The organism is Streptomyces sp. NPDC005496, assembly GCF_042872045.1.
Lineage (GTDB): Bacteria > Actinomycetota > Actinomycetes > Streptomycetales > Streptomycetaceae > Streptomyces.
On the sequence record NZ_JBIAJQ010000003.1, the window covers coordinates 340823 to 353020 of the forward strand.

The following is a 12198-nucleotide window of genomic DNA, read 5'->3' on the forward strand; positions in this document are numbered from 1 at the left end:
GCCCCGGGGTCAGTGGCAGTACTGCCGTAGACCCTCGAATTACTGCCACGTTCCAGGCACACTGGCGGCATGCTGAAAAACGTGGCCGTGGTCCTGCTGGACGGGGTGCACCCCTTCGAACTCGGCGTCGTCTGCGAGGTGTTCGGACTCGACCGCAGCGACGAGGGGCTCCCCGTGTACGACTTCGCCGTCGCCTCGGCGGGGCCGCGCACCCTGGGCACGCACGCGGGGTTCACGCTGACGGCCGAGCACGGCCTGGAGCGGCTGGAGGAGGCCGACCTCGTCGTGGTGCCGGCCGGCGACTCCTACGCCGACCGCGCGTACCCCGAGGAGTTGCTCGACGCGCTGCGCCGCACCGTCGAGCGGGGCGCCCGGGTGCTCAGCGTGTGCTCCGGTGTCTTCGTGCTGGGCGCGGCCGGGCTGCTGGACGGTCGGCGCTGCGCCGTGCACTGGCACCACGCGGACGCGCTGGCCCGGCAGTTCCCGCGGGCGGTCGTCGAGCCGGACGTGCTCTACGTCGACGAGGGCCCGGTGATCACCTCGGCGGGCACCGCCGCCGGCATCGACGCCTGCCTGCACCTCCTGCGCAAGGAGCACGGGCCCGAGGTCGCCAACGCCGTCGCCCGCCGCATGGTCGTGCCCCCGCACCGGGACGGCGGGCAGGCCCAGTACATCGAGCGGCCGCTGCCCCGTTCGCAGTGCGACACCGTCGGCGAGGTGCTCGTCTGGATGGAGCGCCACCTGGACCAGGAGGTGACGGTCGAGCAGCTCGCGGCCCGCGCCCACATGTCCCCGCGCACCTTCGCGCGCCGCTTCCAGCAGGAGACCGGCACCACGCCGTACCGCTGGCTGCTGCGCCAACGCGTGCTGCTGGCACAGGAGTTGCTGGAGGTCACGGACGAGACGATGGACGCGATCGCCGGCCGGACCGGCTTCGGCAACGCGGCCGCGCTGCGCCACCAGTTCATGCGCAGCCTCGGGACGACGCCGGGCGCCTACCGCCGCGCGTTCCGGGGTCCGCGGGCCGCCTGAGGCGCGGGGTGCGACCTCCCCCGAGGGCGCACCCCGCGGACCCGGCTCAGCGCGGCTCGGCCCTCAGCACCAGGTCGTGCGGGCGCAGGGTGATGCCGACGCGGGTCGCGTCGTTCGACCCGGCGACCTGCTCGAAGCGCCATCTGGCGGCCACCGTCGCCGTGATGAGCGTGAGCTGCGCCATCGAGAAGTGGTCGCTGGGGCACTTGCGGTTGCCCACGCTGAACGGGCGCATGGCGTACTTCGGCAGGTCCTTGGAGCGTTCCGGAAGCCAGCGGTCGGGATCGAAATCCAGGTGCCGCTCGTACGACCGGGGATCGCGCTGTATCGCGTACGGGCTGTAGACGATGTCGGCACCGGCCGGAATGCGATAGCCGCCCAGCTCGGTTTCGGTCACCGCCCGGCGCGTCAATATCCATACGGCGGGACGCAGTCGCATGGCTTCGACGACGACATTGTTGGTGTGCGTCAGCTTTCGGACGTCACCGAATGCGACAGGCCGGTCCCCTGCGACGGATTCGACCTCCGCACTCACCTTGGCCGCTTGTTCCGGGTGTGCCGTGAGGACGTCCAAGAGCCACATGATCGTGGACGCGATGGTTTCGCTTCCGGGGGTGAGTATCGCGACGACTTGGTCGTGGACCTCCTGCTCGGTGATGGGCTCCCCGTCGTCGTCCTTCGCCTCCAGCAATGCCGTCAGCAAATCGTCCGGCTTTTGACCAGATGCGCGGCGCTCGGCGATGATCTCGTCGACCAGAAGGTGCAAATCGGCCAATGCCCGGTCGAATTTGCGATTGGCCGGAAGCGGCAGCCGATAGAGCGGTCCCGCGGGGATGACCATGCGCTGGTACATACCGCGGAACACCGTCGTGAGCGCGATGCTCAGCCGTTCGGCGCGTTCGTCCATGAACTGGCCGCGCAGCAGGCAGCGGGCCGCGATCCGCACGGCCACCCGGAAGGACTCCGAGGTGCAGTCGACGGGCTTCCCCGACGCCCAGCGGTCGGCGAACGCGCGCGCCTCCTCCTCCATCACGGACGCGTACTCGTGGATGATGTCGGCCCGGAACGCGGGCTGGATGGTGCGGCGTTGGCGCCGGTGGAGGGGGCCGTTGGCGGTCGCGACCCCGTGCTTGCCGAGCAGCCCCTCCAGGGACTCCCACAGCGGGCCGCCGATCTCGTAGTCGGGGCTGAGCGCCAGCGCCCCGGTGAGGGCCGGCGTGGTGACCGCGTACACCGTCTTGGGGCCCAGCTTGAGCCGGACGACGTCACCGTGGTCGCGCAGCTGCGCCAGGAAGCCCAGCGGATCGCGGACGAGTTTCCAGCCGTGGCCGAGACCGGGGATACCGCCACCGGCCAAAGGCGGGATGGACGACTCCGGTGCCTCGGGTGCCGCGGGCCGTACGGACTCGACGGTCATTTCTCACCTGCCGCTTCGTTGTTGACGTACGGGGGTGTGGAACGGTCGTCCCAGCTGTCGACCATGTACCGGCCGGACTCGTGGTGGAACCAGTACACGGAGCTGAACCAGTTCCGCATATTGGAGAGACAGCCCTTCACGGCCACACTCAATTCCTTTCCCCGCACGGTCCCGTCCGCGAGGGTGTCGGCGAGCCGCACCACGTCCTTTTCGACGGCGAGGAATTCTGAAATGCATTCTTCGACGCGTCGGCGCACTTCTGTGACAGCCTCTTCGAGAGTCATCCCCTCGTGTTGGATGAGACTGATTCCGAGATTATGGACTTCGTCTCCCGCGATCTCTTTCGGGAGGGAGCAGAGATCGTTGTACCAGGCGGCGAATTCCTGACTGAGGAGGGCCGCCCGCAGATATGCCGGGTCCTCCCGGACGGCGGCGGGAATTTCGAGCCCCGCGCTCGGCTCCAGCAGATCCGTCCAGATCCAGTGGGCAAAGGTGAGCCGCCGGAGTTCGAGATACTCCTCGACCGTCGGCACCGTGCCCGACGTCCGGTTGCGGAATTCCCGGTCGTACGCCTCGATCACCGCGTGGAAGTGCTCGGCGAACCGGGCGTTCCAGTCGGCGCCCAGGAACGAGTACAGCCGGACCATGCTGTCCGCGAACGCTGCCACCAGGGGATCCTGGTGGTGCAGGTGGTCCCGCGGCGAGTCGAGCGCCGCGTGCAGCTGGAACCTGAGCCTCCGCCAGGCGGCCGGGCGGCCGTGGACGATGTCGCGGTCGTGACGGTCGTCCCAAACGAAGAACCACGCGCTGTAGTCCGCTATCGCCTGGAGCACCTCGTCGGGCGCGCCTATGTAGAAGCCCGCCATGAGGTCCGTGTAGCACAGGCCGTCGGCATATTCCGCGACCTTGTCCGCAGGCATGAGGCGCTTTTCGAGGAGCCAGGCCCTGGTGTTCTCCTGCAGCCTGGGCCAATACGGGTGCAGTTGACGGGGAAACGCGGTCTCGATCACCGGAAGAGAGAGCGCCGGTGGCACCGCGACCGCGGTCGTCGTCGATGAAGTGCCGTGTGAGAAAGCATGCACGAACAAACCCCTCTCAGCCGCCTGTTGGCGCTACACCTCTCCCGCTGTGCCGGGCGTGCGCCGTTGCGTATCCCCGCACTTCCCATTCAGCACTACAACTGACCGTTCTGGGAACGGATTTGCCCCACTCACTACCCCAAGGTGCCGAGAATCTCCCCTCGCGTGACTGGTTTCGGATCGCCAGGGGAGCACAAGGGAGCGAACGTGCGACGCACACACGAACGGCGCCTGGTCGGGGAGGTCCCCGGCCAGGCGCCGTCCGACGGGACTCACGAGAGGTCGTGAGCCCCGGCTGTCATTTTCAGTCTCATTCGTTCACCGCGGTGTCCCGGCCACGGCCGCGCCGCCCCGGACCTCCCCGGACACGGTTCAGTCGTTCGCCACCACGGGGTAGCGGGGCTCGTTCTCGGCCATCTGCCGCAGCGCGTCCTTGCGCTCGCGCTTGGAGAGCCGGTCGATGTACAGGTATCCGTAGAGGTGATCCGTCTCGTGCTGGAGGCACCGGGCGAAGTAGCCCGTGCCGCGCACCCTGACCGCATGGCCCTTCTCGTCCTGCCCGGTGACCTCGGCGTAGTCCGGGCGGGCCAGCGGCGCGTACGCGGTCGGCACCGAGAGGCAGCCCTCGTTGCTGTCGTCCAGCCGGCGCAGCTCGGCGGGCAGCTCCACGAGCACGGGGTTGCACACCACGCCCACGTGCCGCTTGCCCTCGTCGTCCATGCAGTCGTAGACGAAGACCTTCAGGTCCACGCCGATCTGGTTGGCGGCCAGGCCCACGCCCTCGGCGGTGCGCTGGCTGGCGAACATGTCGGCGACCAGCTGCTGGAGCTCGTCCCCGAACTCGGTGACGTCCTTGCACTCCTTGTGCAGCACCGGGTTGCCGACGACCGTGATCGGCCGCGAGGTGCCGCGCTCGCGGTAGGCCGCCTCGCGCTCCTCGCAGTCCTCGGTGTCGATGACGAAGCCCTCGTCGTCCACGGGGAGCACGCCCGCGTGCTGCTGATCGGTGTCCTGCTGCGCCATGACCGACGTACGCCTTCCTGCGACCTGGTGAGAATTTCTGCGGGTACAGCCTAAAGGGGCGCGTCGCAGACCTCGGCGCGAACGGCGTACCCGGGGCTAACAGACCTCTTCGAGGTCCCGCCAGTCCCGCGAGTCCGGGCTGTCCGCGACCCAGCCGTCGAGCAGGCCCCGGACCAGGGAGGCGGGCGCAGCGAGACCGCACTCGCGCTCGGGCACCCACAGCTGACCGTCGGTCCGGTGCCCGAGCGGCCCCGGATGCCCCGGTTCGCTGTGGTCGTGCGGGTCCAGGTGCTCGCCGTCCCCCTCGTCGGAGGGCATCCGCGACTCGGAGCACATCCGGCACAGCAGCCGCACGGACGACGACCAGTCCTCGGCCGCGAAGCCCGCGTCGGCGGCGAGCCGCTCCAGCGCGTCCCGGTCGTCCTCGGTGGCCGCCTCCAGGAGCACGACCCAGGTCGGCACCGGCGAGGGCGCCCACAGCTCGATCTCGTCGAAGACGGGGTAGGCGTGCCCGACGGCCGTCGTCCGCTCGCCGTGCGGCACCCCGTCGTGCAGCACGACCTCGCCCCAGCGACGCCCGGAGGACGGCAGCGGGATCGACAGCACCTCGATCCGGGCGGGGTCCAGCCTGCGCCCCCACACCACCTCGGCCTCGCCCTCGGGCGACAGCCGTACGGCGGCACTGCCCAGGTCCATGCCGACCGGCTCGCCGGAGACGGCCGCGCCGCCGGGCACCCGCAGGCCGTACGCCTGCCAGGAGCGCCGAGCCAGCGGCCAGTCCTGGAGCGCGGTGGCCGCGATGCCCACGTTCCACCAGTCAGGTGCGCCCGCCTCGCGGTCGAGCAGTGCGACGGCCCGCAGACCGGCCGCCCGGGCCTGCTCCCAGTCGTGCCGGAACTTGTGCAGCAGCGCCAGGTTGAACCAGGACTCGGACAGCCAGGGCTCCAGGTCCGCGGCGCGCGTCAGCAGCGCTCCCGCGTCCTCGTACCGGCCGTCGCCGATCAGCGTGAACGCGCGGTCGGTGGCCTGCCGCCATGAGGCGGAGGGCCGGTGTCGTCCCTTGCCGAAGATCCTCACGATTCCCGCCTGCCAGTTCCTTGCGTGTCCCGCCTGCCGGTCGCTCGAAGAGTCCCTCGAGGACAGTGCGGCCCCGGGCCGGCCGGTGCCCCCGAACACCCTCTTCCTCGCATCCAACCACGTACCGTCGGACGGCCGCTCATTACCCATGGGTTACCCAGCCCGGGGCAAGGTCAGACCGGGTCGCGACAGGACCCGGGCCAGTGATTCCACGACCTCGGGCTGGTAGTCGCGGGCGGTGCCCAGACGCAGCTTCTCCAGGGCGGTCAGCGGCCCACCCGGCCCTGCTTCCCGCGCCATCTCCTCGTATGCGTTCACCGCCCGGACGATGCGCGCGGTGACCGGCTGCTCCCGGTAGGGGTCGGCCTGCCGCTCCACGACCACCGCCACCTCGGCGTCCACCCCGGTCTGGCGTACGACGGCGCCGCCGAGGAGCGCTATGCGCCGCTGCTGCTCGGCGGGCAGCACGGCGGTGGCCCCCGCGGGCACGGGGTCGACGAGGCTGAGCTGTCCGATGTCGTGCATGAGGGCCGCGTACTCCAGCACGGTCAGGTCCGGTTCGGAAAGGCCCAGCTCGCGTCCGACGGCGCGGCTGAGCGCGGCCACGCGGCGCGCGTGCCCGGCAGGTGTGTACCCGGCGATCTCGGTGGCACGCGCGAGCGAGGCGATCGTCTGCCGGTAGGTGGTCCGCACGGCCGCGTACCGCCGGAAGGACAGCTGGGTGAGCAGCAGCGGCAGGGAGAAGACCGGCAGGGCCCACAGGCCGACGACCGCCACGGCGAGGGACATCACGGCTCCGGTCGCGCAGACGGCCGAGCCGATGCCGAGCATGGCGCGCAGCTCGTCGCGCAACAGGGGTCCGAAGGGCCAGCGGGTGCGGGCGTGCGCCATCACCGCCGCGAGCACGGCGTCGCACAGGGCGGTGAGCACCAGCAGCGCGACCAGGAGCAGGGCGTAGGCGGGGCCGTCCCACTCGCGCAGCCTGCCCTCGTTGTAGAGCGGCTGGAAGCAGACGGCGGCGAAGCCGACGGTCAGCACCCGCCGGGTGAGGTGGTCGAGCGCCGGGCCCCTGCCGTGCGCCACGTGCGGTACGCAGCCGACGAGGGCGGCCGCCACGACGACGGCGACGATCTGGAGGGGGCCGTGGTGGGTGGGGGCGCCGCCGTTCTCGCCCAGCAGCGCGTACGCCAGGGCCCCGGCGGCCCCCAGCGGCGCGGACTCCCGTTCCTCGGCCCCGCTCCAGCGGGCCAGCTCCCCGACGGCGACGAGGACGCCGAAGGCCAGGGCGGCACCCCGCTCGTCGAGCCCCCGGTAGAGGGTGCCGGCGACGCAGACGACGGCGACCAGGGCGGCGCAGGCGTGTACGGACGTGAGGGCGAGCGGGGTCCGCAGCGGCTGCGGGGACCCCTCCCCCACGGCGCTCACGAGGTCCTCCCGCCGGCGGTGTCCCGGTGCCCCCGCGCGTCCTCGGGCGCGACCGGCCGGTCCCCGCCGCGCGGCACGGGGACGCCGGTGCCGGTGTCGTCGGCCGTGACCACGGGGTGCCAGCCGTGCCGGCCGAGCGCCCGCACCAGCGCGGTCACCATCCGCGGGTCGAACTGCGCCCCCGCGCAGTTCTCCAGCTCCTCCAGCGCCGCCGGCACGGGCCGGGCCCGCCGGTAGGACCGCGTGGACGTCATCGCGTCGAAGGCGTCGGCCACGGCGACCACCCGCGCGAACTCCGGGATCTGCCGGCCGGCCAGCCCGTACGGGTAGCCGCTGCCGTCGAGCCGCTCGTGGTGGTGCAGGATGGCCGACCGCGCCTCGCCGAGGAACCCGATCCCGCGCACCATCTCGTGCCCGTACTCGGGATGCAGCTCGATGATCCGGCGCTCCTGCGGGGTCAGCGGCCCGTCCTTGCGCAACAGGCGGGTGGGCACGCCGAGTTTGCCGACGTCGTGCAGGATCCCCGCCAAGCGCAGCCCCTCGACGCGCTCGTCGTCCATGCCGAGCTCGCGGGCGATCATCATGGACGCCTGTCCGACCCGCTCGCTGTGCCCGCGTGTGTAGCCGTCCTTGATGTCGACGGCCTGCACGAGCGCCCGGATGGTGGCCTGGTGGGCGGCCTGCTCGCGGTGGTACTGGGCGAACACCCAGCAGGAGATGTACATCGGCAGCAGGACGAGCAACGCGGCGACCGGGCCGTAGGGACTGCGCCAGAGCACCGCCATCATCAGTCCGGCCAGCCCGTGCACGGCGACCGGGGCGAGGGAGCGCAGGAAGAGGCCGCGCCAGGCGTTGCGCGCGGGCACCCGCTCGGCGGTGGCCAGGATCCCGCCGTCGAGGACGGTCAGGACCAGGCAGAACGCCAGGACCGCGGCCCCGGCGGGCACGAGCGCGTACGGGAAGTCGGACCCGACGACCGCGTCCCGTCCGCCGAGGGCCCAGTGCACCCGGGCCGCCGCCCAGATGCCGAGGGCGAGCTGGGCCGCCCGCCAGATCCGGCGCAGCCCGCGCGGGCGCTGTTCGACCCGGGAGAGGAGGGCGCCGGGCAGCGCGACGACCGCCGCGGCCGGCGGCGGCAGCAGGAAGGCCCCGGCCAGCAGGACGGGGAAGAAGGTGCCCATGCCCTGGGGGGCGCGGTGGCCGACGATGCGGCAGCGGGTGAGCTGCTCGCAGCCGGCGTACAGCCCGGCGAGCAGCGCGACCGCCCACCACGGTGTGTGGACGTCCGGGAGCGGGGCGACGCAGAGCAGGGCACCGACGACGACACAGGCCACGTAGACCCGGGCCTGTCCCGGAATCGACCCCATCCCCTGTCCCCTCCCTGCTCAGGCTTGTGGAGCCTAGAGCGGAGGGATCGGCGCGCGGGCGCCAATGGCCGAATCCGCGGGCCGAGGGCCCGCGGATTAGCACGTTCGGGTGATGGACCGGCCTGCGCGGGCGTCCCGGCGGGGAGCGCGCGCGAGCGGGGTCAGGACTCCTGGGGCGCCGAGGTCACGTCGTGCTCGGGCACCGTCTGTCCGGAGCGGATCAGGTCGATGCGGCCCATGACCTTGGCCCGCAGGTCCGTCGGCACGTCGTCCTGGCCGCAGCACCGCTTGACCAGCTTCTTCACGGCCTGCTCCAGGCCGTACTTCTCCAGGCACGGGGAGCACTCCTCGAAGTGCACCTCGAACTTCGTGCAGTCCGCGTCCGGCATCTCGTGATCGAGGAACTCGTAGAGATGGTCGAGGACTTCACTGCAATCCGTCTCGTGCGGCTCTCCGCAGCTCATGAGCCCGAGCCTTTCGCTTCGTTCGACTCTCCGGCGCCGGCCGGGACCAGTCCGCGGTCACGCGCGTAGTCCTCGAGCATGCCGCGCAGTTGGCGACGTCCCCGGTGCAGCCGGGACATCACCGTTCCGATGGGTGTCCCCATGATGTCCGCGATCTCCTTGTACGCAAAGCCCTCGACGTCCGCGAGATAGACGGCGATGCGGAACTCCTCGGGGATCGCCTGCAGCGCCGACTTGACGTCCGAGTCCGGCAGGTGGTCCAGCGCCTGCGACTCGGCCGACCGCAGTCCGGTCGACATGTGCGACTCGGCGCGCGCCAGCTGCCAGTCCTCGATCTCCTCGGCCGCGCTGCGCTGGGGTTCGCGCTGCTTCTTGCGGTACGAGTTGATGAAGGTGTTGGTCAGGATGCGGTAGAGCCACGCCTTGAGGTTGGTGCCCTCGCGGAACTGGTGGAAGGACGCGTACGCCTTCGCGTACGTCTCCTGCACCAGGTCCTCCGCGTCGGCCGGGTTGCGCGTCATGCGCAGGGCCGCCGAGTACATCTGGTCGAGGAATTCGAGCGCGTCCCGCTCGAAGCGCGCGGTGCGCTCGGCGGACGATTCCGCCGTCGCGTCGCTCGTGCCCTGGCCCTCGGGCTGCTCCGCCTGGCCGTGTTCGGTCCCTGCGTCGGTCCCAGTGACCGGACCCACCTCCTCCAACGACGTGGCGGAACCGAAACCGGTCCCACTCGAATCGGAGGATAGACGACGATCCGGTCCGCCCGCCGCCCGAATAGGGGCGGTCTTCGCCGCGTGCAGAACCGACCACTCCAGGTCAGCGGCGCTGCTGCGGCTCGGGCAGATGGTCGAACCCATGCGGCGGACTTCCTCTCGTACGAACGGTCAGCACCTGCGTGTGCTGTCTGATCCGCACAACATCCGCCCATCGGCGGGCATTCCCGTGGGCGTGCCGCGTGCGTCACGCGGGTCACCGGAGTGACATGAGCCACTTCGCCGTCGCGTCGGTGATGATCCGCAGCGCCTCGTCCGGCTCGATCGGGGCGCGCTTGGGTACGGCGAGGCCGTGATCGCCGTAGGGCACCTCGACGAGCTCGTGGGGCCCTTCCGGGAACTCCGCGGGCCTGCCGAAGGGGTCGTTGCCGCCCTGCACGACGAGGGTGGGCACGCCCGCGTCGAGCAGTTCGGCGGCCCGGGACTTCTCGGGCCTGCCCGGCGGGTGGAGCGGGAAGCTGAGCGCCAGGACGGCGTGGGCGCCGAGCTCGCGCGCCGTCCGGCAGGCGACCCGGGCTCCGGCGCTGCGTCCGCCCGCGACCACCGGCAGCCCCGGTGCGCACAGGGCCGGCCACAGTCCCCGCCATCCGGCGTCCAGCGTCCCGGGCGCCGGCGCCAGCTTCTTCCCGGCCACCCGCCAGGGCTGCTCGACCAGGGCGACGCTCACCCCGTGGCCGGGCAGCGTCCGGGCCAGCGCCTGGAGGTCAGCGGCCCCGATACCGCCGCCCGCGCCGTGGCTCACGGCGAGGACGAGCCGGGCCCGCTCGGCGGGATGCCAGGTCACGCGGGCCGTGCCGGTGTCCGTCTCGACCGTCTGTGTCACGTGTGTCGCGTCTGTCACATCAGAAGAGTGTGCCCTCTTCGGGCCCCTCCAGTTCCTTCAGCAGCTCCGGGCCGTTGTTGCGCACGTTGCTGACGGCGGTGGAGACGGGGTAGGCGCGCATCAGCCCGGTGGGCGGCGGCGCGAGCAGTCCGCGGAGGTCGTCGGCGTCGGTGCGCGCCGGGTCGAGCCAGGCGTCCCAGCGGTCCGGGGTGAGCATGAGGGGCATCCGCGGGTGGATGTCGGCCAGCGCGCGCGGGCCTTCGTCGGGCGCTGCGGCGAGCGGCGCGGTCTCCGCCTCGGTGGTGATGACGGAGCACGTCACCCACCAGGCTCCGGGGTGGTCGTCGGGGAGCGTCCGGTCGCGCCAGAACTCGTACAGCCCGGCCATCGCGAAGACCGATCCGTCCGCGGGCGTCACGAAGTACGGCTGCTTGCGCGGCCGCTTCCGCCTGCCCTCGACCTCCAGCTCGCGCTCGGCGGACCCGGTCACCCACTCGTAATAGCCGTCCGCCGGGATGATGCAGCGCCGGGCGGCGAAGGCGCGGCGGAAGGAGGGCTTCTCGTGCACGGTCTCCGCGCGCGCGTTGATCATCCGGGCCCCGCCGTCGGGCGTGGTGGACCAGGACGGGACCAGCCCCCACTTGAGCCTGCGCAGCTGGCGGACCGGCTTCCCCGGCGCGGAGGAACTGGCGGACGCGGACCCGGCGTCCTTCACGGGGCGGTCGAGGACGACGTGGACCTCCTTGGTCGGGGCCACGTTGAAGTCGGGGGCCAGGGTCTCCTCGGGCTCCCACTTCTCGATCTCGAAGATTCCCGCGAGATCCTCAGGCCTGCGACTCGCTGCATACCGTCCGCACATACGTGCCAGACTGCCAGATTCCGCGACACCAGAGGGAGCCATCGCCGACCATGGACAGCACCGCATCCACCTCCGCGGCCCAGCTCTGGGACCAGATATTCGGCAGCCAGCCGGACCCGGATCTGTGGGTGGTGATCGCCACCGCGGCGGCCGCGCTGGCGGTGATCGTCCCGCACGGGCTGTGGCGCCTGTCGCGCAACGCGATCACCATCGCCCACGAGGGCGGGCACGGCCTGGTCGCCCTGCTCACCGGGCGCAGCCTCAGCGGCATACGCCTGCACTCCGACACCAGCGGCCTGACGGTCAGCCGCGGCAAGCCGACCGGCCTCGGCATGATCCTGACCGCGGCCGCCGGCTACACCGCGCCACCGCTGCTCGGGCTGGGCGGGGCCGCCCTGCTGGGCGCCGGGCACATCACCGCGCTGCTGTGGCTGGCCACCCTCCTGCTGGTGGCGATGCTGGTGATGATCCGCAACGCGTACGGCGCCCTGACCGTGCTGCTGACCGGCGGTACGTTCCTGCTGGTGTCCTGGCTCGCCGGACCGCAGGTGCAGGCGGCGTTCGCGTACGCCGTGGTGTGGTTCCTGCTGCTGGGCGGGGTCCGGCCGGCCTTCGAGCTCCAGGCCAAGCGCCACCGGGGCAACGCGGGCGACTCCGACGCGGACCAGCTGTCCCGGCTGACGCACGTGCCCGCCGGGCTGTGGCTGTTCCTCTTCCACGCGGTGTCCCTGTGCTCCCTGATCGGCGGCGGGCGCTGGCTGCTGGAGGTGTGAGCGGCGGCCGGCGGCGCGGACGCGGCCGGTTCTTACCACCGCTCTGTTTCGCTCGGATTTCGCCGCTTTTGATCAAGATCTCCGCCCAT

The 12198-nt window shown here is 71.6% G+C and carries 12 protein-coding genes; 2 read left to right on the top strand and 10 right to left on the bottom strand.

Annotated features, from left to right (window positions below; genetic code table 11):
• Window positions 1-69 precede the first annotated feature (69 nt).
• On the top strand, window positions 70-1032 hold the full coding sequence (locus tag ACFYQQ_RS10220) for a GlxA family transcriptional regulator (protein WP_388904170.1): 963 nt from the start codon (window positions 70-72) through the stop codon (window positions 1030-1032).
• Between the two features lie 46 nt (window positions 1033-1078).
• Here ACFYQQ_RS10220 and ACFYQQ_RS10225 read toward each other — a convergent pair whose 3' ends face one another.
• The 10 genes from ACFYQQ_RS10225 to ACFYQQ_RS10270 form a co-directional block, all read right to left on the bottom strand.
• Complete coding sequence (locus ACFYQQ_RS10225) at window positions 1079-2449, bottom strand: cytochrome P450 (protein ID WP_356238251.1); 1371 nt, start codon at window positions 2447-2449, stop codon at window positions 1079-1081.
• Window positions 2446-3531, bottom strand: a complete 1086-nt coding sequence (gene cyc1 / locus ACFYQQ_RS10230; protein WP_355793936.1) for an epi-isozizaene synthase — start codon at window positions 3529-3531, stop codon at window positions 2446-2448. Before cyc1 ends, ACFYQQ_RS10225 begins: the two co-directional genes overlap by 4 nt.
• Before the next feature lie 369 nt (window positions 3532-3900).
• Window positions 3901-4551, bottom strand: a complete 651-nt coding sequence (def, locus tag ACFYQQ_RS10235) for a peptide deformylase (protein WP_355794734.1) — start codon at window positions 4549-4551, stop codon at window positions 3901-3903.
• A gap of 96 nt (window positions 4552-4647) precedes the next feature.
• Window positions 4648-5628: a hypothetical protein gene (locus ACFYQQ_RS10240; protein ID WP_356238247.1), complete on the bottom strand. Its 981-nt coding sequence runs from the start codon at window positions 5626-5628 to the stop codon at window positions 4648-4650.
• Between the two features lie 153 nt (window positions 5629-5781).
• On the bottom strand, window positions 5782-7053 hold the full coding sequence (locus ACFYQQ_RS10245) for an HD domain-containing protein (protein ID WP_356238245.1): 1272 nt from the start codon (window positions 7051-7053) through the stop codon (window positions 5782-5784).
• Window positions 7050-8420 carry an HD-GYP domain-containing protein gene (locus ACFYQQ_RS10250; RefSeq protein ID WP_356168519.1) on the bottom strand — a complete coding sequence of 457 codons (1371 nt, stop codon included), beginning with the start codon at window positions 8418-8420 and terminating at the stop codon, window positions 7050-7052. The genes ACFYQQ_RS10245 and ACFYQQ_RS10250 overlap by 4 nt, the downstream gene beginning before the upstream one ends.
• Before the next feature lie 161 nt (window positions 8421-8581).
• Entirely contained in the window at window positions 8582-8884 is a 303-nt protein-coding gene (gene rsrA / locus ACFYQQ_RS10255) for a mycothiol system anti-sigma-R factor (RefSeq protein ID WP_355784437.1), read from the bottom strand.
• Window positions 8881-9573: an RNA polymerase sigma factor SigR gene (gene sigR, locus ACFYQQ_RS10260; RefSeq protein WP_355784440.1), complete on the bottom strand. Its 693-nt coding sequence runs from the start codon at window positions 9571-9573 to the stop codon at window positions 8881-8883. The genes rsrA and sigR overlap by 4 nt, the downstream gene beginning before the upstream one ends.
• A gap of 277 nt (window positions 9574-9850) precedes the next feature.
• Window positions 9851-10495, bottom strand: a complete 645-nt coding sequence (locus ACFYQQ_RS10265; protein ID WP_356238242.1) for an alpha/beta family hydrolase — start codon at window positions 10493-10495, stop codon at window positions 9851-9853.
• Window position 10496: 1 nt separating this feature from the next.
• Window positions 10497-11336 carry an SOS response-associated peptidase gene (locus ACFYQQ_RS10270; RefSeq protein ID WP_356168512.1) on the bottom strand — a complete coding sequence of 280 codons (840 nt, stop codon included), beginning with the start codon at window positions 11334-11336 and terminating at the stop codon, window positions 10497-10499.
• Window positions 11337-11386: 50 nt separating this feature from the next.
• Here ACFYQQ_RS10270 and ACFYQQ_RS10275 point away from each other — a divergent pair, with 50 nt between their 5' ends.
• Entirely contained in the window at window positions 11387-12109 is a 723-nt protein-coding gene (locus ACFYQQ_RS10275) for a M50 family metallopeptidase (protein ID WP_355784242.1), read from the top strand.
• Window positions 12110-12198: the final 89 nt, after the last annotated feature.